The organism is Sphingomonas sp. SP1 (genome assembly GCF_058313395.1).
The window spans coordinates 2,184,357-2,205,483 of record NZ_JBZFLC010000001.1 but is presented as its reverse complement, the minus strand read 5'-3'; the positions used below and the strand labels follow the sequence as shown (position 1 = coordinate 2,205,483).

At 65.9% G+C, this 21,127-nt stretch carries 27 protein-coding genes and 2 tRNA genes; 16 read left to right on the top strand and 13 right to left on the bottom strand.

Annotated features, from left to right (window positions below; genetic code table 11):
• The first annotated feature begins 6 nt into the window (after positions 1 to 6).
• The gene (locus tag AC4GYS_RS11180) at positions 7 to 474 is read left to right on the top strand and encodes a cupin domain-containing protein (protein ID WP_491109152.1); all 468 of its coding nucleotides are present in this window, start codon (positions 7 to 9) and stop codon (positions 472 to 474) included.
• Here the strand turns inward: AC4GYS_RS11180 and AC4GYS_RS11175 are convergent, their stop codons facing one another.
• The 8 genes from AC4GYS_RS11175 to AC4GYS_RS11140 all read right to left on the bottom strand — a co-directional run bounded on the left by AC4GYS_RS11175 (position 475) and on the right by AC4GYS_RS11140 (position 5,131).
• A complete protein-coding gene (locus AC4GYS_RS11175; RefSeq protein WP_491109151.1) occupies positions 475 to 813 on the bottom strand; it encodes a hypothetical protein in 339 nt (112 codons plus the stop codon).
• A gap of 67 nt (positions 814 to 880) precedes the next feature.
• The gene (locus AC4GYS_RS11170; RefSeq protein WP_491109150.1) at positions 881 to 1,555 is read right to left on the bottom strand and encodes a glutathione S-transferase family protein; all 675 of its coding nucleotides are present in this window, start codon (positions 1,553 to 1,555) and stop codon (positions 881 to 883) included.
• A gap of 15 nt (positions 1,556 to 1,570) precedes the next feature.
• Positions 1,571 to 2,206: a ribosome biogenesis GTP-binding protein YihA/YsxC gene (gene yihA / locus AC4GYS_RS11165; protein ID WP_491109149.1), complete on the bottom strand. Its 636-nt coding sequence runs from the start codon at positions 2,204 to 2,206 to the stop codon at positions 1,571 to 1,573.
• Positions 2,206 to 3,909, bottom strand: coding sequence for a membrane protein insertase YidC (yidC, locus tag AC4GYS_RS11160; RefSeq protein ID WP_491109148.1), 1,704 nt, complete (start codon positions 3,907 to 3,909; stop codon positions 2,206 to 2,208). Before yidC ends, yihA begins: the two co-directional genes overlap by 1 nt.
• Positions 3,906 to 4,142: a membrane protein insertion efficiency factor YidD gene (gene yidD / locus AC4GYS_RS11155; protein WP_491109147.1), complete on the bottom strand. Its 237-nt coding sequence runs from the start codon at positions 4,140 to 4,142 to the stop codon at positions 3,906 to 3,908. Before yidD ends, yidC begins: the two co-directional genes overlap by 4 nt.
• Entirely contained in the window at positions 4,139 to 4,456 is a 318-nt protein-coding gene (rnpA, locus tag AC4GYS_RS11150; protein ID WP_491109411.1) for a ribonuclease P protein component, read from the bottom strand. The genes yidD and rnpA overlap by 4 nt, the downstream gene beginning before the upstream one ends.
• A gap of 14 nt (positions 4,457 to 4,470) precedes the next feature.
• A complete protein-coding gene (rpmH, locus tag AC4GYS_RS11145) occupies positions 4,471 to 4,605 on the bottom strand; it encodes a 50S ribosomal protein L34 (RefSeq protein ID WP_029942004.1) in 135 nt (44 codons plus the stop codon).
• A gap of 91 nt (positions 4,606 to 4,696) precedes the next feature.
• Positions 4,697 to 5,131 (bottom strand): hypothetical protein, encoded by a 435-nt coding sequence (locus AC4GYS_RS11140; protein WP_491109146.1) that lies wholly within the window; start codon positions 5,129 to 5,131, stop codon positions 4,697 to 4,699.
• A gap of 146 nt (positions 5,132 to 5,277) precedes the next feature.
• Between AC4GYS_RS11140 and AC4GYS_RS11135 the strand changes: the two genes are divergently transcribed.
• The 6 genes from AC4GYS_RS11135 (at position 5,278) to AC4GYS_RS11110 (ending at position 8,892) form a co-directional block, all read left to right on the top strand.
• The gene (locus AC4GYS_RS11135) at positions 5,278 to 6,786 is read left to right on the top strand and encodes a YifB family Mg chelatase-like AAA ATPase (protein WP_491109145.1); all 1,509 of its coding nucleotides are present in this window, start codon (positions 5,278 to 5,280) and stop codon (positions 6,784 to 6,786) included.
• Between the two features lie 62 nt (positions 6,787 to 6,848).
• Complete coding sequence (locus tag AC4GYS_RS11130; RefSeq protein WP_491109144.1) at positions 6,849 to 7,028, top strand: hypothetical protein; 180 nt, start codon at positions 6,849 to 6,851, stop codon at positions 7,026 to 7,028.
• Positions 7,029 to 7,041: 13 nt separating this feature from the next.
• Positions 7,042 to 7,125: transfer RNA gene (locus AC4GYS_RS11125), tRNA-Leu, on the top strand.
• A 43-nt stretch (positions 7,126 to 7,168) separates the two neighbouring features.
• Positions 7,169 to 7,507, top strand: coding sequence for an Mpo1-like protein (locus tag AC4GYS_RS11120; protein ID WP_491109143.1), 339 nt, complete (start codon positions 7,169 to 7,171; stop codon positions 7,505 to 7,507).
• 38 nt (positions 7,508 to 7,545) lie between these two features.
• On the top strand, positions 7,546 to 8,751 hold the full coding sequence (locus AC4GYS_RS11115; protein ID WP_491109142.1) for an AI-2E family transporter: 1,206 nt from the start codon (positions 7,546 to 7,548) through the stop codon (positions 8,749 to 8,751).
• Between the two features lie 64 nt (positions 8,752 to 8,815).
• Positions 8,816 to 8,892 (top strand) — tRNA-Asp (locus tag AC4GYS_RS11110).
• 58 nt (positions 8,893 to 8,950) lie between these two features.
• On the opposite strand, the gene AC4GYS_RS11105 is transcribed toward AC4GYS_RS11110, so the two are convergent.
• The 5 genes from AC4GYS_RS11105 to AC4GYS_RS11085 all read right to left on the bottom strand — a co-directional run bounded on the left by AC4GYS_RS11105 (position 8,951) and on the right by AC4GYS_RS11085 (position 11,634).
• A complete protein-coding gene (locus AC4GYS_RS11105; RefSeq protein ID WP_491109141.1) occupies positions 8,951 to 10,117 on the bottom strand; it encodes a cell wall hydrolase in 1,167 nt (388 codons plus the stop codon).
• A 50-nt stretch (positions 10,118 to 10,167) separates the two neighbouring features.
• Positions 10,168 to 10,386 (bottom strand): DUF2842 domain-containing protein, encoded by a 219-nt coding sequence (locus AC4GYS_RS11100; protein WP_491109140.1) that lies wholly within the window; start codon positions 10,384 to 10,386, stop codon positions 10,168 to 10,170.
• A complete protein-coding gene (locus AC4GYS_RS11095) occupies positions 10,383 to 10,973 on the bottom strand; it encodes a 5-formyltetrahydrofolate cyclo-ligase (protein ID WP_491109139.1) in 591 nt (196 codons plus the stop codon). The genes AC4GYS_RS11100 and AC4GYS_RS11095 overlap by 4 nt, the downstream gene beginning before the upstream one ends.
• A gap of 155 nt (positions 10,974 to 11,128) precedes the next feature.
• Entirely contained in the window at positions 11,129 to 11,455 is a 327-nt protein-coding gene (locus tag AC4GYS_RS11090) for a cell division protein ZapA (protein ID WP_491109138.1), read from the bottom strand.
• Between the two features lie 5 nt (positions 11,456 to 11,460).
• Positions 11,461 to 11,634 carry a hypothetical protein gene (locus tag AC4GYS_RS11085; RefSeq protein ID WP_491109137.1) on the bottom strand — a complete coding sequence of 58 codons (174 nt, stop codon included), beginning with the start codon at positions 11,632 to 11,634 and terminating at the stop codon, positions 11,461 to 11,463.
• A gap of 126 nt (positions 11,635 to 11,760) precedes the next feature.
• On the opposite strand from AC4GYS_RS11085, the gene tkt reads away from it, so the two are divergent.
• From tkt to AC4GYS_RS11040, 9 genes are all read left to right on the top strand, one after another.
• The gene (gene tkt, locus AC4GYS_RS11080; protein ID WP_491109136.1) at positions 11,761 to 13,737 is read left to right on the top strand and encodes a transketolase; all 1,977 of its coding nucleotides are present in this window, start codon (positions 11,761 to 11,763) and stop codon (positions 13,735 to 13,737) included.
• A complete protein-coding gene (gap, locus tag AC4GYS_RS11075) occupies positions 13,734 to 14,741 on the top strand; it encodes a type I glyceraldehyde-3-phosphate dehydrogenase (RefSeq protein ID WP_491109135.1) in 1,008 nt (335 codons plus the stop codon). Before tkt ends, gap begins: the two co-directional genes overlap by 4 nt.
• Before the next feature lie 147 nt (positions 14,742 to 14,888).
• Positions 14,889 to 16,091: a phosphoglycerate kinase gene (locus tag AC4GYS_RS11070; protein WP_491109134.1), complete on the top strand. Its 1,203-nt coding sequence runs from the start codon at positions 14,889 to 14,891 to the stop codon at positions 16,089 to 16,091.
• A 17-nt stretch (positions 16,092 to 16,108) separates the two neighbouring features.
• Positions 16,109 to 17,008, top strand: a complete 900-nt coding sequence (locus AC4GYS_RS11065) for a fructose bisphosphate aldolase (protein WP_491109133.1) — start codon at positions 16,109 to 16,111, stop codon at positions 17,006 to 17,008.
• A gap of 8 nt (positions 17,009 to 17,016) precedes the next feature.
• The gene (thiE, locus tag AC4GYS_RS11060; RefSeq protein WP_491109132.1) at positions 17,017 to 17,697 is read left to right on the top strand and encodes a thiamine phosphate synthase; all 681 of its coding nucleotides are present in this window, start codon (positions 17,017 to 17,019) and stop codon (positions 17,695 to 17,697) included.
• Positions 17,698 to 17,799: 102 nt separating this feature from the next.
• Positions 17,800 to 18,939, top strand: a complete 1,140-nt coding sequence (locus tag AC4GYS_RS11055) for a L,D-transpeptidase family protein (protein WP_491109131.1) — start codon at positions 17,800 to 17,802, stop codon at positions 18,937 to 18,939.
• A gap of 19 nt (positions 18,940 to 18,958) precedes the next feature.
• The gene (locus AC4GYS_RS11050) at positions 18,959 to 19,618 is read left to right on the top strand and encodes a M23 family metallopeptidase (protein WP_491109130.1); all 660 of its coding nucleotides are present in this window, start codon (positions 18,959 to 18,961) and stop codon (positions 19,616 to 19,618) included.
• A gap of 68 nt (positions 19,619 to 19,686) precedes the next feature.
• Positions 19,687 to 20,250 (top strand): elongation factor P, encoded by a 564-nt coding sequence (efp, locus tag AC4GYS_RS11045; protein ID WP_491109129.1) that lies wholly within the window; start codon positions 19,687 to 19,689, stop codon positions 20,248 to 20,250.
• Positions 20,250 to 21,062 carry an inositol monophosphatase family protein gene (locus AC4GYS_RS11040; protein ID WP_491109128.1) on the top strand — a complete coding sequence of 271 codons (813 nt, stop codon included), beginning with the start codon at positions 20,250 to 20,252 and terminating at the stop codon, positions 21,060 to 21,062. The genes efp and AC4GYS_RS11040 overlap by 1 nt, the downstream gene beginning before the upstream one ends.
• Positions 21,063 to 21,127 lie beyond the last annotated feature (65 nt).

Below are 21,127 nucleotides of genomic sequence, written 5' to 3'. Positions count from 1 at the left end.
AGAGGTATGCCGAAACTGGACCTTGAGAGCATCCCCCAGGTCAATCGGACGGGCTATCCCGCGCCTTTCGACCGGGAAGTGCAGGGCCGTTGGTACCGGCGACTGGCGCCGGCATCCGGCCTCTTGGATTTTGCGGCCAGCCATGTGGTGCTGAAGCCCGGTGCCTGGTCGTCGCAGCGCCACTGGCACGACGCCGAGGACGAGATGCTGATCGTGATCGCGGGCGAGGCGGTGATGGTCGAGGACGATGGTCGGACAACACTTTATCCGGGCGACATCGCGGTCTGGCCCAAGGGGACCGGCGTCGGGCATCACCTTCGCAACGTGGGCGACGCAGACTGCGTTTTCGTGGTGATCGGCGGCGGAGACGCGCGCAACAGCGGCGGCGGGTACAGCGACATCGACATTTTGTTCAGCGCGGACGGCAGCTACACGCACAAGGACGGAACGCCTTATCCCGCCAAGGAGGGGTGATCAGCGCCCGGACAAGACCCCCAACATGCCGAGGGGACCCGCCGGGAACACTCCGCAATTCGCAGCTGCCTTGCCGACCTCGATTGGCACTCGGGCATCCTGGACCTGGCTGGCAACCCGAAGCAGGTCGTTGGCGGTCAAGGCCTGCGGGTCGGGATCATTCTCTTTGTAGGCACGCGCCAGAGCGGAAAGTTGCTGCAACTGATTGAGGGTCAGCCGGTCTTCCAGCCGGGCGCCGACGCACTGCGCATCGGCGGGCGCGATGCCATAGGAGACGAGCGCGTCCGCGATCCGCTCCCGCGGGCTTGCGCAGGCGGACAGGGCAAGGGCGGCGATCACGGAAGAAATAATGCGCATACAAGCGCTTAACGAACGTTAGCGCCGCGAAGTTGCGGAAAGTTTGACGTCAGCCAGGGTTTTTTTCCGTGGGCTCGTATTCCTCGATCACCCACGGCTCGTCCTGCGCCTGTTCGATCCAGTCGCGCACGTCCGGATGACGAAAGACCGCTTCCATATAGGCGCGCGCAAAGGGCGGGACGGGGACCGAGTAGGTGACGAAGCGGGTCACCACGGGGGCGAACATGATGTCGGCCGCGCACCAATCACCGAACAGGAAGGGGCCGGTGCCGCCGAAGCGGGCACGGGCCTGGGCCCACAGAGTGAGGATGCGATTGATCTCCGCCTTCACCTCTTCCGAAAGCTTTTGCGGACCCGACAATGTCCGGACGTTCATCGGCAGGTCGCGGCGCAGGTTGGAGAAGCCCGAATGCATCTCGGCGGCCATCGATCGGGCTATGCCGCGGGCAGCATCGTCTTCCGGCCAGAACCGGTTGCGGCCCGTCAGGTCGGCGCAGTACTCGATGATCGCCAGACTGTCCCAGACGACGATGTCCTCACCCCACAGGATCGGCACCTTGCCGAGGGAGGGCGCGAATTCATCACCTTCGCGACGGTCGTTCCATTCTTGGTTATAGAGCGGGACGACTAGCTCTTCGAACTCCAGCCCGCTGTGCCTGAGCGCCAGCCAGCCACGCATCGACCAGCTGGAATAGGCGCGATTGCCGATGATGAGCTTGAGCATGGGTGTCCCTTGCCGTCAGGTCAGTGCCGCGTCCAGCACCGCCGTCCGCAATTCGGCAATGCCCATCCCGGTCTCGCTGGAGGTGACGAGCAGCAAAGGGTGAGCGGCGGGGCGCTTGGTGGCCTCGGCGGCAGTGGCACGCCGGACCTCCTCCAGCGCACTCGCCTTCACCTTGTCGGCCTTGGTCAGCACCAGATGGTAGGAGACGGCCGCCGCATCGAGCATGTCCATCACGTCGCGATCGACCGGCTTGATGCCGTGCCGACTGTCGATCAGCACGAGCGCCCGCTTCAGGACCTGCCGGCCGCGCAGATAATCGTTCACCAGGAAGCGCCAGCGCTTGACCAGGTCGCGGGGCGCTTCGGCGAATCCATAGCCCGGCATGTCGACCAGCCGCAGGAACAGGGGCTGCCCAACGTCGAAGAAGTTCAGTTCCTGCGTGCGGCCCGGCGTGTTGGACGTGCGCGCAAGCTTGTTGCGGTTGGTCAGCGCATTAAGCAGCGACGACTTGCCGACGTTGGAGCGGCCGGCAAAGGCGATTTCCGGAACGTCGGGCGAGGGCAGGAACTGCAGCCCGGGCGCCGACTTCAGGAACTCGATCGGCCCCGCGAAGAGCTTGCGCGCGCGCTCTGGGAAATCTTCGTCCTCCACTAGCCTTTCGCCGCCGCGGCCTTGGCGCCACCGGCCTGACGCTCGGTGTCGTACTTGTAGTAGAGCCACTTCTGCTGGGCGATGCCCAGGATGTTCGATACGACCCAGTACAGCTGCAAGCCTGCCGCGAACGGCGCCATGACGAACATCAGCACCCACGGCATGATGGAAAAGACCTGCTTCTGGATGGGGTCCATCGGGGCCGGATTGAGCTTGAATTGCAGCCACATGGTGATGCCGAGCAGGATCGGCAGCACGCCCAGGTGCAGCAGCCCCGGCGGGTCGAAGTTGAGGAGGCCGAACAGGTTCACCGGGGTGAGCGGATCGGGTGCGGAAAGATCCTTGATCCACAGGAAGAACGGCTGGTGCCGCATCTCCACCGTGACGGTCAGCACCTTGTACAGCGCGTAGAACACCGGAATCTGCAGGAAGATGGGGAGGCAGCCGGCGGCGGGATTGATCTTCTCCCGCTTGTACAGGTCCATCATTTCCTGCTGCAGGCGCGGGCGGTCGTCCTTGTGCCGTTCCTGGAGCTCCTTCAGCTTGGGCTGCAGCGTCCGCATCGCCGCCATGGAGCGGAACTGCTTGTCGAAGATCGGGTACATCAGCAGGCGGACGATGAAGACCAGCGCGATGATCGCGAGGCCGAAATTGCCGAGCGTGTGGAACAGCCACAGCAGCAACGCGAAAATCGGCCGCATGAACCATTCGAACCAGCCCCAGTCGATCGACTTGGAGAGCTTCGGAATGCCGGCGTCCTCATAACGGTCGAGCCACGCCTTTTCCTTGGCGCCCGCGAATAGACGGGTTTCGGTGGTCAGCGCCTGCCCAGGCTGAATAATAGACGGGGCAAGGGCGAAGTCTGCCTGGTAAGCGCCGGTCGGCGCCTGGCGGAACGACCCGGAAAAACTTGGTCCCTGTTGCGGGACCAATGCGGTCAGCCAATATTTGTCGGTGAAGCCGAGCCAACCACTGGTCGCGCTGAAGCTTTCGCCATTGCTTCCGGCTTCCGCCAATTCGTCATAATCGATGCCGTAGTTGGCAGCACCGTTCAGCAGCGTCATCGGGCCGACATGGTGGGTCCAGGCGTCTGGATCGACGGCAGCCTGCGCCCGGCTGAGCAAGGCGTAGGGACGGGCGGCGACCGCGCCGCTGCCACCGTTCACCACGCGCTGCTGAACCGTGAACAGATAGCCGTCGTCGACCGACAGCTTCATCTCGAACCGCTGACCCGTCGGGTTGATCCAGCTCAGGGTTACGGGGCGCTCGGGCGTCAAGACCGTGCCGCTGGCCTGCCATACCGTGCTGGCATCCGGCAGCTGCACGCCTTCGCCCAGCCAGCCGAAGCTGGCGAAGTACGCGCCGCGAGTCCCGGCCGGGGCCAGCAACCGGGTCGGTTCCGGGTCGCGCCGAAGGTCGCCGGTATGACGGACCAGGCTCAGGTCGTCGAGCCGCGGCCCCGCCGTGCTGATCGATCCGCGGAGCGACGGCGTCTCGATCCGGATGCGGGGGGCGTTCACCCTCTGCGGTTGCGCTGCCGCCGGCTGCGTCGGCTGCGCCGATGCGGTCGGACGTTGGGCGGGGGCGGTCCGGGTCGCCGGGGTCGCCGGCTGCGGAAAGAAGCGGTCGCTGATTGCCGTCCATCCGAGCAGGACCAGTGCCGACAGCACCACCGCGAGGATCATGTTGCGCGTTTCGTTCACTTGGGTGTCGATCCTCGTATCTCAGGAACCGGGTCATGGCCGGAGCCGCCCCAGGGATGGCAACGGCCGATGCGTTTTAGCGCCAGCCAACTGCCTTTGGCGGCCCCATAGCGCGTCCAGGCGGTGATCGCATAGGCCGAGCAGCTGGGCTGAAAGCGGCACGACGGCGGAAGGATCGCCGAAGGACCTTTCTGCCAGCCTTTGGCAAGCAGAATAAGCGCTCGGGCGATCATCTGGCGGCCTTTGCCAGCGCGCGCTGGAGGTCGTTGCGCAGGTCGGCAAAGGGGCGCTCGATCCCGCTCTGGCGACCGATCATGACATGATCTGCCCCCGGCACCCCTGACACGGGCAAGATTTCTCGCGCCAGGGCGCGGAAGCGGCGCTTCATGCGGTTGCGCACCACGGCGTTGCCGACCTTGCGACTGACCGTGTAGCCGATCCGCATGGTGTCGGAGCCATCCGCCCGCGGACGGACCAGCAGCACGAATCCAGAAGTAGGCGCACGCCGTCCGGCGTTGCAGCGAAGAAAGTCGGCGCGCTTGGTCAGCGTCGCCGGAGGAACTAGGCGCTCAGCTTCTTGCGGCCGCGCGCACGGCGCGCCGCCAGCACCTTGCGGCCGCCCACGGTCGCCGACCGGCTGCGGAACCCGTGCCGCCGCTTGCGGACCAGATTGCTCGGCTGAAAGGTGCGCTTCATCGCTCATTGCCCTAAAACTGAAAATGAAAAGGGCTGCCGTCGGAGGCAGCCGCTCGTTGCCGTGGGCCGTTAGTGGAGCGGGGCGCGCAAGTCAACGCTTTGCCGAGTCCCCGGGGAGGCTGGCCGGAGTGAGTTCCGCAGGCGTGGGATCGACCGGTGATACCTCCATCCCCGCGTGGGGAAGCGGATCGTCGATGCGCTCGACGCAATGCGGCGGTGGCGTGTCGCGCCGCTCCTGTTCCTTTCGCAGGGCCTCCCGGCGCTGGTGGCTCTTGCGCCGCAGCCCCCAATCGGTCCAGCGTCCCGCCTTGGGCTGCCACCGCTTGAAGCGGACATAGTGACGCCGCGCCCACAGGCTGGTCCTCAGCACCAGCGTCAACCCGCCCGCGAACAGCAGGATTCCGCCAGGACCGGGCAGCGGGCTGGCGATTGGGGCGGCAATGATTAGCAGCACGCCCAACAGCAGCTGCGCCAGCTGCATCGGCCGGCTGTTCATGAAGTAGTGCCATCGGGCGCGGGTGACCATGATTGGGGTGATGTAGGGGGGCAACACGGACCCAACAAGAAGCTGTCGGATGGGCTTGAGCAGGCGGGGGCGCTCGCTTAACACCGCGGCGCCGAGCCAGGGGGTATTTTGCGTATCGAGATTGCTGTTGCCGGGGTGCGGGCCTGATGGTCGCGACCGTGGCAACCTGTGCCTACCTTGGGCTGGAGGCGCGCGCCGTGGAGGTGCAGGTCCAGCTGTCCACCAACGTCCCGGCGTTCATCGTGGTCGGGCTGCCTGACAAGGCGGTGGCGGAAAGCCGCGAACGGGTGCGGGCCGCGCTGTCGGCGATCGGGCTGGCGCTTCCGCCCAAGCGGATCACCGTCAACCTTTCCCCGGCGGACTTGCCCAAGGAGGGCAGCCACTTCGACCTGCCGATCGCGCTGGGTCTGCTGGCGGCGATCGGCGCGATCGATGCGGAAAGCCTGTCACACTTCGTTGCGGTCGGCGAGCTGGGCCTCGACGGACGGATCGCGGCTAGCCCGGGCGTCCTGCTGGCGGCCCTGCACGCAAGCGGGCAAGGCAAGGGGCTGATCTGTCCCGCAGCGCAGGGCGGAGAGGCGGCGTGGGCCGGCGAAGTGGAGGTGCTTGCGGCGCCCGATCTGCTGGCGCTGTTGGCTCACCTGCGCGGAACATCCCTGCTGCCGACGCCGGAACCGGGCGAGGTGACGGTGGTGGGCGGCGGGCCCGACCTGAAACAGGTCAAGGGACAGGAAACCGCAAAGCGCGCGCTGGAGATCGCCGCGGCGGGCGGACACAATCTGTTGATGAGCGGTCCGCCGGGCGCGGGCAAGTCGCTGCTGGCTGCCTGCCTGCCGGGCATCCTGCCGCCGCTGAGCCCATCCGAGGCGCTGGAAGTCTCGATGGTCGCGTCCGTTGCCGGGGACTTGAACGGCGGCAAGATGACCCGCGCGCGGCCCTTCCGGACTCCGCACCATAGCGCATCGATGCCGGCGCTGGTCGGTGGGGGATTGCGGGTCCGTCCGGGCGAGATCAGCCTGGCGCACCTCGGCGTCCTGTTTCTCGACGAATTGCCAGAGTTTCAGCGGGCCGTGCTCGATTCGCTGCGTCAGCCGCTCGAGACGGGGACGGTCAGCGTGGCGCGGGCGAACAGCCATGTGACGTTCCCGGCCCGGGTCCAGCTGGTCGCGGCGATGAACCCGTGCCGGTGCGGGCATTTGGGCGACCCGTCGCTCGCCTGCGCCAGGGCGCCGAGGTGCGCGGCGGATTATCAGGCGAAGGTGAGCGGCCCGCTGCTCGACCGGATCGATCTCCATATCGAAGTGCAGGGCGTCAGCGCCGCCGATCTTACCTTGCCCCCGCCGGCGGAGGGCAGCGCCGACGTGGCCGAACGCGTGCGGCAAGCGCGGGCGGTTCAGACGGAACGCTATAACGGCCACGGTCCCCGAACCAATGCCGAAGCCGACGGCGAACTGCTGGAGGAGGTCGCAACGCCGGACGACGCCGGTCGCAAGCTGCTGGCCGATGCGGCCGCTGCCATGCGATTAACTGCGCGCGGTTTCCACCGTGTGCTGCGGGTGGCGCGGACGGTGGCCGATCTCTCCGGGGCGGAGCAGGTCGGCCGCATCCACGTGGCCGAGGCGCTGAGCTATCGCCGGCAGGCGCCGCGAAACTGATTGCGATGGACAAGCCTGAGCATATGCTTGAGCATGGAGCGGGTGAGAGGGCCAAAGTCAGAATGTTGTCGATCCGCACCTACTTGCTCGCAGCGGCAGTGATCGCTTTGACAGCCTTTGGATTGGGCCAGATCTGGGCCGGATCTGGGGCAATGTTTGCACTGCTCGCATCGACGCTTTGGGTCGCTTATTCGCTCGCTCGCGCCAAGCAGGGCATTGCCCCCGATGCGGAGCGCCGCTAGCAGGCGCATCAGTGCCCCCGTGGCGGAATGGTAGACGCGATCGACTCAAAATCGATTGCCGAGAGGCGTGTCCGTTCGAGTCGGACCGGGGGCACCATTCCCTTCTTGCAGCAACGACGCGGTGGTGACAGGTTCGGGCGATGGCTGAACGTGCGTGCCGAACCTTTGCCGAATTCTGGCCCTATTACCTGCGCGAGCACGCCGGTTCCCGCACCCGGGCGCTGCATTATGTCGGTACCGCGCTGGTGCTCGTGCTCGGTGGACTGCTCGCCCTGACCGGTAGTTGGTGGCTGATCCCGGCCATGCTGTTTGCAGGTTACGGGTTCGCCTGGGCCGCCCACTTTTTCGTCGAGAAGAACCGGCCGGCGACGTTCACCTACCCGTTATGGTCGCTCATCAGCGACTTTCGGATGTTCTTCCTGGCGATTACCGGGCGGCTGGGACGGCATCTCGACGCTGCGGGGGTGACACCGCGCTGATGCTGGCGGGACGGGGCGCGCTGCCTTAAGACGGCGTCATGGAAGTACCCGCGCCGACCGTCGAGCCGACCAATCCACCGCCATCCCCGGCACCGCTCGACGTGCGCACCGACGATCCGGTGGAGCTGGCCGAGGGACTGACGATCAAGCGTGACCGGCTGCTCGCTTCCCTGACACTGATTGGCGGCATCGGCCTCATTATCGCCTTGCCGTTTGCGCTTCGGGCCGGAGCGGAGTTCTTCCTTCCGGTCACGGCGGCACTGGTGATCGCGATCGCGCTGGTGCCGCTGCTCGAATGGTTCGAGCGGCGCGGGGTACCGTCCGCCCTGGCGTCGGGTCTGTGCATTATCCTATTCCTGGCCGCCATGGCCTTTGCCATCTTGTCAATCGTCATTCCGGCCATCGATTGGGTCGCGCGACTGCCGGAGGGGCTGACCCGGATCCGTGCGACGCTGGAACCCGTCCTCGACCTGTACAAGAATCTTGACCGCTTCATGGACCGCATCTGGAACCAGATGCCGGCAACCGACACCGCCGCGGGCCGCACGGTCAGGCTGGAAACTCCCAACAGCATGCTGGACCTGCTAACGACATCGGCGCCGCATGCGCTGATCCAGCTGTTCTTCGCCTTGCTGGTGATCTACTTCTTCCTCGCAGGCTGGACCGGCATGCGGAAGCAGACGATCACCGGCCGGTCGAGCTTCGAGGGCGCCCTCACAACCGCGCGCGTCATTCAGCAGGTGGTGGACGCGACTTCCACCTATATCGGGACAATCACGCTCATCAACGTGACGCTTGGCGCAACCACCGCTCTGATCCTCTGGTGGCTGGGGATGGATTCGCCCCTGATGTGGGGCGGCATCGTCGCCGTGCTGAATTACGTGCCCTACCTTGGTCCGATCGCGGCAGCACTGCTGCTCGGCGTCGGCGGCCTGATGACCTTCAGCGATCCCTGGACTGCGCTCCTGCCGCCGGCGATCTTCGTCGGGCTTCACATGATCGAGGCCAACGTCATCACCCCGTTGATCGTCGGCAAGCGGGTGAAGATCAATCCGTTGCTCATCCTGATCTCATTGAGTTTCTGGGCCTGGGTGTGGGGAACGACCGGCGCACTGCTGGCCATTCCGCTGCTCATCATCATGAAGACCGTCTTCGCGGCGGCCGGTACGCCGGACATCGCGGGCTTCCTGTTCGAGCAAGGGACGCTGACCCATGCCGGCGAGGAAGATGAGGAAAAGGACTGATCGGGGCATTAAGCCGGTTGACGGGTCCGGACGGCTCCCTTAGTTGGCCGCCCACACCCAGAGCGCGGGTGTAGCTCAGTTGGTTAGAGCGCCGGCCTGTCACGCCGGAGGTCGCGGGTTCGAGCCCCGTCACTCGCGCCATTTTCCCCACATGATTGGATAACCCGTCGTCCGACGGGCAGCCGGCGTGAAGGCACGGCTATTGCTGGCCGGTGCTGCTTAGCGGCTTGGCTTGAGCGGTCGCGGACGGCTGCAAAGGCGCGGCGTCGCTGCGTCCGAGCGGTTTTTCCGACGAGGGCGGGGCATTGCCCGACAGGGTCCACTGAAGATCGGACGACAATGGCGCGCGGCCGGTGACCTTGCCGCGCTCGGCGGCTTCGGCGTCGGCCAGCTTGCCGGCAGGAATGCGCATGGTCACCCGTCCACCCTTGCCTTTGGCACCGACCTCGCTGTCGACCAGTTTCGCCAGTTCGGGCGGCAGGTTCTGCTTCGCCTCGGCAATCGCTTCCGGCGCCTTGTCCGGGGTGGCCCGGTCCCGGGCTTCGGCGGCGAGGCTGGCGGCGCGAAGCACGTAGGGATCGCCCTCCCTGCCCGAATAACGCTGAGCGAAAGCCGCGGGCTGCCCCCAGGCACCGCGCCAGCGGTAGAAGATGTGCTGACCGACGACCGCGTTCTTCGTCAATGTCGAGGCCCAATAGGGGACGACATAGTTCGCATGATAATGGGTAGCGTTGCCGGCAGGCGCATAGACATAGCCTTGCAGAGCCGCATGGGCGACCTTGCGCGCCTTGTCCCAATAGGACCGGACGGGCTGCCGGGCCAGCGACCCATCGCAAGTGAAAGTGAATTGGCAGCCGGTGTCCCGCTCATGACCCTGATAGACCACGCCGCAGACACTGGCGGGATAGGCGGGGTGACGCGCGCGATTAAGGACAACCTGTGCCACGGCGCGCTGACCGTCTTCCGGCTCCAACGCCGCCTCGTAATAAACCGCCTGCGTGAGACATTCGAGAGCGCGCCGATAGGCGAGGCTGTTCGCAGCCGGCGCCTTGAAGGAGCGTGCGGCCGGATTCGGGCCGCCGGCGACCGGCAAGGCGGCATTGAGTTCGAGCGCCTTGTCGGGCGCGAGCGCGCGGACCTGAAAGGGATTGACCGCCGCCGCGGCCGGCGCGCGAACCAGCGCGCGTTCGTCCGGAGACAGCAGGCGCGGAGTCGACCCGGCCTCGCCGCCGATCATGGTGAAACCGCCCAGCACGGCAGCAGCTACCGCTACGCTGCCGGCGATCTCGTGCGGACGACGGCGCAGCCAGCGCAAGGCCGGGTGCTGTGCCGATGAGGGCGCGGGAGAGAGAGCAACGGCTGTCATGGATGTGTGTTACTTAGGCAACTCACCACAAAAAATCAAGGTGGAACAGTTTACTCCCGCCAGCGCCCGGTCTCGCTCCATCGTAAAATCGGCTTGAGCGGAACAATCCAGACAATGCCAGCGACAGTATAGAAAAGTGCCTGAACCGGCCATGGCCAAGCCGTTACGATGTCGGACAGGCTGGCGATCAACAGAGCCCAGACGACGATGATGCCCAGGATCATGAAGATGGCGATGGTCGGGCGGGGCCGCGGCTGTTCTTCGTTCATTGCCTGGCGAGCTCCAGCAAGCCGTCCGGAGACGCAAAACCATCCAGCGGAATATCCCACGGGTCGGAATCGATCGGCCCATCCACCAGCTGGAAAGCCCACCCGACGCCGATCAGCCTGGCTCCAGCGTCGCGAAGACCTGGCAGGGCGCGGTCATAGTGGCCCTTTCCCATGCCGATCCGGTTGCCGCTGCGATCGATCGCGATCAGTGGGATCAGCAGCAGGTCGGGAGAGACGATCGGCGCGTCGGCGTCCGGCTGGAGGATGCCCCACGGGCCCGGATCGACCGGATCGCCATCACGAAAGGTCATTCGGCTGTCGCGGTCGGCGAAGAAGGGGAGGGCCGTGCGCTTGCCCATGCTTCGCGCGCGGATCAGCGCCGAGAGGGCGCTCACCTCGTCCTTCATCGGGAAATAGGCGGCTACCGCGGTGGCTGCGAACAGCAGCGGGTCGAGATGCTCGGCCAACTGCGCTTCCATCCGCTTGCGCGTGTCCGGATCGAGGCTCGCAGCGAACGCACGGCGCTCGGCCCGCATCGAATCACGCAGGTCGGACTTGCTTGTCGGAAGGGGTGACGGGACCGCCATAAGGTCGTTTGCTCGCAAATCCTCTGACGCCATAAGCATCAGGTGGGAACCATATGTTCCGGACCAGGGTCCGGGCAGGGACAGCTCCCTTGGATCGGGAATAGCCTCAGGGATGTGTAGGAACTCGTACCTGGCAGTACCCGTCGGCAATCAACTTAGGACGTCGCGGCCGTCTTCTCAAGGTCGCCGGCAAGCCGCTCCAGCCGGTCGGCCAGCGCATCGACGCGGCGGACCACCTGCGGGTCGGCCTGGCTCGGCGATGCTGGAGCTTCCGTCGAGCCCTGGCGCTCGACCAGTTGGTCGGCCACCAGCAGCGACGCGAACAACAGCGTCCGTGCCTCGCTGAGCGCGCCCATGCCGGCCAGCGCCTCGCGCGCACGGTCATCGACGATCGCAGCGGCGGAGCGAAGATTGTCCTCCTCGCCGTCGCGGCAGGCGACCCGATAGTCCCGGCCGGCGATATTCAGGGTGACTTCGGCCATGTGCGTCAGGCCTCCGCCCGCTGGATGAGATGGTCGAGTTCGGCGATGACCTCACGAACCTGAGTGCGCAGCGACTCGTCCCGGCTGTCCCGGCGGGACAAGGCGTCGGCGGCACGCTCGGCGCGGGCCAGGGCGCGCTCGGCGCGGACAAGAGCGTGTTCGAGGGCCTGTTCATCCATGTTCCTTGAGCTAGGCCTCCCGCAACCGGCCCGCAAGGTTGACGCCCAACCGCTCACCGCCCAAAGGGTCCATCCCATCGGCCCCGCCGAATCCGGTGAAGGGCTGCTTGTCTATGACGGAGCCTTATGCAGCCGACCCAGCGCCGCCTTGCCAACGCCATCCGCGCGTTGGCCATGGACGCGGTGGAAACCGCCAACAGCGGCCATCCGGGCATGCCGATGGGCATGGCGGACGCCGCGACGGCGCTGTTCACGCGCCACCTGCGGTTCGATCCGGCCGATCCCCACTGGCCCGACCGCGATCGCTTCGTGCTGTCGGCCGGGCATGGCTCCATGCTGATCTACGCGCTGCTGTACCTGTGCGGTTACGAGCGGCCGACGATGGACGATATCCGCCGCTTCCGGCAGCTGGGTTCGCCCTGCGCCGGACACCCTGAGAATTTCGAGTTGGCTGGTGTCGAGACCACGACAGGCCCACTTGGCCAGGGGCTGGCAACGGCGGTCGGCATGGCCATCGCGGAGCGGCACCTCAACGCCCTCTACGGCGACGATCTGGTCGACCACCGAACCTTTGTCATCGCCGGCGACGGCTGCCTGATGGAAGGCATCCACCATGAGGCTGCGGGGCTCGCCGGCAACCTGAAGCTCGGCCGGCTGATCGTTCTGTGGGACGACAACCAAATCACGATCGACGGTTCGACCGACCTCAGCCGCAACGAGGACGTGATGGCCCGTCACGCGGCGATGGGTTGGCACACGGTCGAATGCGACGGAATGGACGCCGGCAAGGTCGCGGCGGCGATCGAGAAGGCGAAGGCCGATCTTCGTCCAAGCCTGATCCGCTGCAAGACGATCATCGGCTATGGCGCACCCAACAAGCAGGGCACGGCCGCGACCCACGGTGCTGCACTGGGCAAGGACGAGGTCGAAGCGGCCCGCGCCGAGCTTGGTCTGGCCCCGGAGGAGTTCACCGTTCCCGACGACGTGCTTGCCGCCTGGCGGCAGGTGGGCAGTCGTGGCGCTGCCGATCGGGCGGCATGGGAGAAGCGGCTGCGGGCCAGCGGAAAGGCCGACGAGTTTCATGCTCGTATGGCCGGCAAGCCGGACGAGCGCTGGCTTGCACCCTATCTCGACGCGCTGATCGCCAGCCCGCCGACGGTCGCCACGCGCAAGGCGTCGGAAATGGCGCTGGAGGTGATCAACACCGCCGTGCCCGCGACGATCGGCGGGTCGGCTGACCTTACCGGATCGAACAACACCAAGACCAAGACGCTGCAACCGCTGACGGCCGAGGACTATTCCGGCCGCTATCTCTACTACGGAATCCGGGAATTCGGGATGGCCGCCGCCATGAACGGGATGGCCTTGCACGGCGGCGTCATCCCCTATGGCGGCACGTTTCTCGTTTTCTCCGACTATTGCCGGCCGGCCATTCGCCTAAGCGCGCTCCAGAACGCGCGCGTCGTCTACGTGATGACGCATGACTCGATCGGTCTTGGCGAGGATGGGCCGACGCACCAGCCGGTCGAACATCTGATGAGCCTTCGGGTTATTCCGAACCTGGAGGTCTGGCGCCCGGCCGATGCGGTGGAGACCGCCGAATGCTGGGCCGAGGCATTGAAGCAGGACGGTCCGAGCGTGCTTGCGCTATCGCGGCAGAACCTGAAGCCGGTGCGGACCGAGGCTGCGGCCGAGAACCGGTCGGCGCGCGGCGGCTACACGCTCCGCAAGGCCGACGGCGAGCGCAAGGTGATCATCATCGCCACGGGGTCGGAGGTCGAGATCGCGCTGGACGTCGCGGACCGGCTGGCAGGTGAGGGGATCGGCGCGGACGTCGTCTCCCTTCCCAACTGGCGCCGCTTCGAAGCGCAGGACGAGGCGTATCGCGAAAGCGTCTTGCCGAGCGTCGATCCGGAACAGATCCTGCGCGTCTCGATCGAGGCGGGAACCACTTTCGGCTGGGAGCGGCTGACCATGGCCAAGGGCTTGCGCTTCGGCCTCGACGGCTTCGGGGCGAGCGCTCCCGCCAGCGACCTTTACCGGCACTTCGGCCTGACCGCCGATGCCATCACACCCAAGATCATGGAGGCTCTTCGAGCATGACCAAAGTTGCAATCAACGGCTTCGGCCGCATCGGCCGGCTGGTCGCCCGCGCCATTCTCGAGCGGCCGGATTGCGGGCTGGAACTGGTTGCGATCAACGACCTGGCCGACGCCAAGGCCAATGCGCTGCTGTTCAAGCGCGACAGCGTCCACGGGCCGTTCCCGGGCGAGGTCAGCGCCGAGGGCGAGGAGCTGGTCATCAACGGCAAGCGGATCAAGGTCACGGCCGAGCGCGATCCGGCCAACCTGCCGCACCGCGAACTCGGCGTCGAACTGGCCTTGGAATGCACCGGCTTCTTCACTGACAAGGCCGGTGGGCAGAAGCACATCGATGCGGGCGCCAAGCGCGTGCTCATCTCTGCCCCGGCCAAAGGTGCGGACCTGACCGTCGTCTACGGCGTCAACCACGACAAGCTGACGGCCGAGCACACGATCGTCTCCAACGCCAGCTGCACGACGAACTGCCTGGCGCCGGTCGCCAAGGTGCTCAACGACGTGATCGGCATCGAGCGCGGCCTGATGACCACCATCCATGCCTACACCAACGATCAGAAGATCCTGGACCAGATCCACGGTGACATGCGCAGGGCCCGCGCGGCGGGAATGTCGATCATTCCGACGACGACCGGAGCTGCCCGCGCCGTGGGCGAAGTGCTGCCCGAACTGAAGGGCAAGCTCGACGGCTCGGCGGTGCGCGTACCGACTCCGAACGTTAGCCTCGTCGACCTTACCTTCACCCCGAAGCGGGACACGACGCTCGAAGAGGTGAACGGCGCCCTCAAGGCCGCCTCCGAAAGCGGCCCGCTCAAGGGCATTCTCGCCTACACCGACGAACCGCTGGTCTCGATCGACCTCAACCACGACCCCGCCAGTTCGACCGTGGATAGCCTCGAGACCGCGGTGCTGGAAGGCAAGCTGGTCAGGGTGGTCAGCTGGTACGACAATGAATGGGGCTTCTCCAACCGCATGGTCGACACGGCGGCGGCGATGGCGAAGCTTGGCTGAGCGGACTGTCCTACAGCCTGCCAGGGGAGCTAGGGAGACAGGCATAACTCGCTCTTCGCTCTTTCCCCCCCGACCGGCACAAGTCCGCGGAAGGACGACATATTTCATGCACGTACCTGTTATCTTTGTAACCTTTGGGATCGGTGAGTGAGCGGCTTCAAGACCCTCGACGACCTTCCCTCGGACCTGACCGCCAAGCGCGTCCTGGTCCGGGTGGACCTGAACGTGCCGATGCAGGACGGCGCAGTCTCGGATGCGACCCGACTCAAGGCCGCGTTGCCGACGGTCCTTGAACTGGCCGACCGCGGGGCGATCGTGCTGCTGCTCAGCCACTTCGGCCGCCCGAAGGGGCAGAATCGTCCGGACATGAGCACGGCCCTGCTGGTCAAGCCGCTGACCGATCTCACCGGCCGCTCGGTGCGGTTCATCGAGGACTGCCAGGGACCCCAGGCCGAGCGGGCGATCACGACCATGACGCCGGGTTCGATCGGGGTGCTGGAAAATACTCGCTTTCACCCGGGCGAAGAAAAGAACGATCCCGCGCTGAGCCAGGCAATGGCGGCGCTGGGAGATTATTACGTCAACGATGCCTTCTCCGCGGCACACCGGGCGCACTGTTCGACCGAAGGCGTGGCGCACCTGCTGCCGAGTTTTGCCGGGCGAGCAATGGAAGCCGAGCTCAAAGCGCTCGAACAAGCATTGGGCTCGCCCGAGCGGCCGGTCGCGGCTGTGGTCGGCGGGGCCAAGGTCTCGTCCAAGCTCGCAGTGCTCGGCCATCTGGTCGACAAGGTGGATCACCTCATCATTGGCGGAGGGATGGCCAACACCTTCCTAGCCGCGCGCGGCGTGAATGTCGGCAAGTCCCTGTGCGAACATGACCTGACCGGCGAGGCGGAGGCTATCCTGGCGCGCGCCGACGAGGCCGGCTGTACGGTTCACCTCCCTTATGACGTGGTGGTCGCCACCGAGTTCGCCGCCAATCCGCCCAGCATGCGGACGGTCAACGTGCATGAAGTCGGACCGCAGGAGATGATCCTCGATGTCGGTCCGGCGGCGGTGGAAGCGCTTGCCGACGCGCTGAAGACCTGCCGGACGCTGGTCTGGAACGGGCCGCTCGGGGCGTTCGAAACCCCGCCGTTCGATGCCGCTACGGTGGCGCTTGCCAAGACGGCTGCGGCGCTGACCCAGGACGGCAGCCTCGTCTCGGTCGCCGGGGGCGGGGACACGGTCGCGGCGCTAAATCATGCCGGGGTGGCAGACGAGTTCACCTTCGTGTCCACGGCCGGAGGGGCATTTCTCGAGTGGATGGAGGGCCGCACGCTTCCGGGCGTCGCCGCTCTCATGCGTTAGACAGGAAAGACGAACAGATGCAGCAGCAGGACATGCGCGAGAAGATCAAGGCAGGGCACGGGTTCATTGCCGCGCTCGACCAGAGCGGCGGTTCGACGCCCAAGGCGCTGAAGGGGTATGGCATCGACGACGACGCCTGGTCGAGCGACGAGGAGATGTTCGGCCTCATCCACGACATGCGCAGCCGGATCATCACCTCGCCGTGCTTCTCGGGCGACAAGGTCATTGGCGCCATCCTGTTCGAACGGACGATGGACGGCCAGGTGGACGGCGAGCCGACCCCCCAGGCCCTGATCGAGCGCGGCGTCGTTCCCTTCATCAAAATCGACAAGGGCCTGGAAGACGAGGCAAATGGCGTCCAGCTGATGAAGCCGATGCCGGAGCTCGACGCCCTGCTGACCCGCGCCAAGGGACTTGGCGTGTTCGGGACCAAGGAGCGGTCGGTCATCAACCAGGCGAACGAAGCGGGGATCGCGGCCGTGGTCGGCCAGCAGTTTGAAGTGGCGACGCAGGTCCTGCGGCATGGCCTCGTCCCGATCATCGAGCCGGAGGTTAACATCAAGAGTGCCGACCGCGCGGCGTCCGATCAGCTTTTGCGCGATGAAATTCTGCGGCACCTCGACCGCCTGTCGGAAGGCGAAGAGGTCATGCTGAAGCTTTCGATCCCGTCCGAGCCGGGCCTGTTTCAACCATTGATCGACCATCCGCGCGTGCTTCGTGTCGTCGCACTGTCGGGCGGCTTCACCCGGGAAGAGGCCTGCCGCGAGCTGGCCCGCAACCCCGGCATGATCGCCAGCTTCTCCCGCGCCCTGTTGTCGGACCTTCGCCACGGCATGACCGACGAGGAATTCGACCGCTCGCTGGGGACGGCAATCGACGAGATCCATGCGGCGAGCACGGAAAAGGTGTCGGCGTAAGCAGCCTCATGACAGAAGATGAGGAGCTGAGCGTCGAGGGCTTCGCCGAGGGCTTCGACCATGATGGGCGCAGCGATGCTGAGCTTTACCTGATCAGCCCGCAGGAGGTTGGTGGCGGTTTCCCCGATCGGCTGCGCGCGGCACTGGACGGCGGCCCGGTGGCGGCATTCCAGTTGCGGGTGAAAGGTGTCGATCAACATCAGCTCGCGCGGCTGGCCGAGCCGTTGCAGATCATCTGCGCAGAGCGCGAAGTCGCGTTCATCGTCAATGACGACATGGGACTGGCCAAGCGCATCGGCGCCGACGGCGTGCACCTTGGGCAAAGCGACGGCGATGTCCGGGATGCGCGGGAATTGCTCGGCCCATCCGCACAGATCGGGGTTACCTGCCACGATAGCCGTCATCTGGCGATGGAAGCGGGTGAAGCGGGGGCGGATTATGTCGCCTTTGGCGCCTTCTACCCGACCACGACCAAGCCGAGCGAACACCGCCCGGACCCTTCGATCCTGGGCTGGTGGTCGACCCTGTTCACCATTCCGAGCGTCGCGATCGGCGGCATCACGCCGACCAACGCCAGGCCGCTGGTCGATGCCGGCGCCGACTTCATCGCGGTGTGCCAAGCGGTATGGGGCGAAGACGACGCCGCGGCTGCGGTGGCTGCCTTCACCCAGGTGCTTCGGCGCAGCTGACCGCCGCCGAGGAGCCGCGTCAACGCGCGGCGCTCGACCAATGGAAACTCCGCGTCGTTTGGTCGTTTCGCTCCTGAATGTTTTGATCATTGGAGAGTTGCGTTGTCGAAGAATCGCATTGCCCCGATCGGCCTCGGGCTGTCGCTTGTTGCAGCCCTGGGCGTGGTGGCCGTCAGCGCCACTGCTCAACCGGCGGCAAATTCCAATACCACTTCCGCGGCACGCGATAAGCCGTGGGTGAAGCCAGGGACGCCAGGGTCCGAGATCGGCGGCACGGTCTTCCACGCGCAGGTGCTGCTGGACCTCGCCGGCTTCCCCACCGGCGTGATCGACGGCAAGCAGGGCATGGTCTACGAGCAGGCGCTGCGCGGTTTCCAGCAGGCCCGTGGCCTTCCCGTCACCGGCGAACTCGATGCGCGTACCCGCGCCGCCCTGCTGCAGGACAAACGGCCTCCGGTACGGCGCCTCCGCCTGACGGAGACGGACGTCGGCGGGCCGTTCGTCTACCCCTTCCCCGAAAAGGCGGATGCCCAGGCGAAGCTCGACGGCCTGCACTATCGAAACATGCTGGAAAAGGTGGCGGAGAGGTTTCACACCACGCCCCGGACCATCGTTGCGCTGAATGGTCCCGACAAGCTGATCGGCCCTGGGCAGGTGCTGATCCTGCCGAACGTGCTGCCGGCCTCGCGGGAATATGCCGGCGCGATCAACGATCAGCAGCAGCAATTGCTGAACCAGTTCAACATCAATGCCGACCAGCCGCGAGGCGACTTCATCGTCGTGGACAAGTCCGAAGGCGTCATGCGGGTCTATCAGGGACAAGTCCCCAAGGGGCAGGAAAGCACCAACGAGCGGGCTGGCCCTGCGCCGCGTCTTGGCGACGACGCCGGCAAGCTGATCGCACAGTTCCCGGTCACCATGGGGTCGGACGAATATCCGCTGCCGATCGGCCGGTGGCGGGTCACCAACTATGCCTTCATGCCGGAGTTCAAATATCAGCCCGAATTGCTCAACGGGGGTGACGAGAGCATCGGCGAGCAGATGCTTCCGCCCGGCCCCAACGGTCCGGTCGGGGTCGCGTGGCTCGACCTTACCAAGGAGCATTACGGTATTCACGGGACCGACGAGCCGAGCACCATCGGTCGCGCAGAATCGAGCGGCTGTATCCGCCTCGCCAACTGGGACGTCATCCGTCTGTCGCGCATCATGAAGCCGGGCTTCACGGCTATCTTCCAGGCCTGAAGCGCGGCATGATGCTCACATGGTGAGCAAGCTGGGAGTGATCGGCAACGGGGTCGTTCTGGCGATCCTTGCCGGCGGTGGATATCTGGTCTGGACGAATGCACGAGGGTCCGGACCGCCATCGCCAATGGTGGCCGAGCTGTCCACGGCGGCAGAGCGGGTCGGGTTCGGCGATACGAACCGGGCGCCGCGGTCCGGGACGATCAGCACCCGTTCCGTGTCGGTGGCGCCAAGCGGCCTGGCAATCCCGGTCGATGGCATTCGTCCGGCCGAGCTGGTCGACACTTACACTCAGAGCCGATCTGGCGGAGCGCGGGTGCACAATGCGATCGACATCATGGCCCCGACCGGCCGCCCCGTCGTGGCCGCCGCCCCCGGAGTGGTAGAAAAACTGTTCTACAGTCGCGGCGGCGGCGGGGTCACGGCTTACGTCCGCAGCCTGGATGGGCAGTGGATGCACTATTACGCCCACCTTAACGCCTATGCGCCGGGCCTGCGCGAAGGCCAGCGCATCGACCGCGGCGATCCGATCGGGACGGTCGGCTACAGCGGCAATGCCAATCCATCCGGTCCGCACCTGCATTACGCAATCAACCGGATGGCGCCAGGCGAGAAGTGGTACGATGGCCGCCCGATCAATCCCTATCCGCTGCTTGCCGGAAAGCTGGCTTCGCGCTAGGGGCGCGCCGTATTCCGGGCTTTTGCTCGGGCGCTCTTTCAACCTCGTGAAGCGGAAGCAGGCGATCCATGAAGATCAGCGGCGTGGACATCCGTCCCGGCAACATCATCGAATATGAAGGCGGCATCTGGCGCGCGGTCAAGATCCAGCACACCCAGCCAGGCAAGGGCGGCGCCTACATGCAGGTGGAGCTGAAGAACCTGATCGACGGGCGAAAGAACAACGTCCGCTTCCGTTCCGCCGAGACCGTCGAGCGCATTCGCCTCGACACCAAGGACTTTCAGTATCTCTACGCCGAGGGCGACGACCTCGTCTTCATGGACAAGGACAGCTACGAGCAGATCACCCTGCCGCGCGACCTTCTCGGTGACGCCGCCGCCTTCCTGCAGGACGGCATGGACGTGCTGATGGAGCTTCATGAAGAGCGTCCGATCTCCGTCCAGCTGCCGGACACGGTCGAGGCGACGATCGTCGACGCCGACGCGGTGGTGAAGGGGCAGACGGCGTCGTCGTCCTACAAGCCCGCAGTGCTCGACAATGGCGTCCGCATCATGGTCCCGCCGCATATCGCTTCGGGCACGAAGATCGTGGTCGACGTCTACGAACAGACGTACGTCCGCCGGGCGGACTAATGGCTTCCCATTCCGGCCTCATCACCGTCATGCAGCGGGCCGCCCGAAAGGCCGCGCCGCGCCTGCGCCGCGACTTTGGCGAGGTGGAGCAGCTGCAGGTTTCCAAGAAGGGGCCGGGCGACTTTGTTTCGATGGCCGACAAGCGCGCCGAGCAGACGCTGGTCGAGGAACTGCGTAACGCGCGGCCGGACTGGGGCATGCTGCTGGAAGAAGGTGGTGAGATCGCCGGCGATCCGGCCAAGCCGCGCTGGATCGTCGATCCACTCGATGGCACCACCAACTTTCTTCACGGCATCCCACATTTTGCCATCTCGATCGCAGTCGAGGAGAAGAAGCCGGACGGCCGCGGCGAGGTCACCCAGGGACTGGTTTATCAACCTCTGACCGACGAGAGCTTCTGGGCGGAAAAGGGCCGCGGGGCCTGGCTTCACGACCGCCGCCTGCGGGTGTCGGCGCGCCGTTATCTCGACGAGGCTTTGATCGGCAGCGGAATTCCGCATCTTGGCCGCTCCGACGCGCCGAGATGGACCAGGATCTATGCGGCCCTGGCGCCGGAAGTCGCCGGCATCCGCCGCCTCGGCGCTGCGAGCCTTGATTTTGCCTGGCTCGCGGCGGGTCGCTTCGACGGTTTCTGGGAAGACGATCTGGACCTGTGGGACACTGCGGCGGGCATGCTGCTGGTCAGGGAGGCCGGGGGCTTCGTCTCCGACTTCCGCGGGCAGGACCGCATGACCGACCGGCGCGAGTATCTGGCCGCGAACGGTGAGCTGCACAGCCGCCTTCACAAGCTGGTTGCAGGAGCGCTGCGCTAACGTCAGCTGCCCGAAGAAAAGGGGGAACGTTGGCCCTTCGTCCCTGTTGCCCCTCAGCCGGCCCT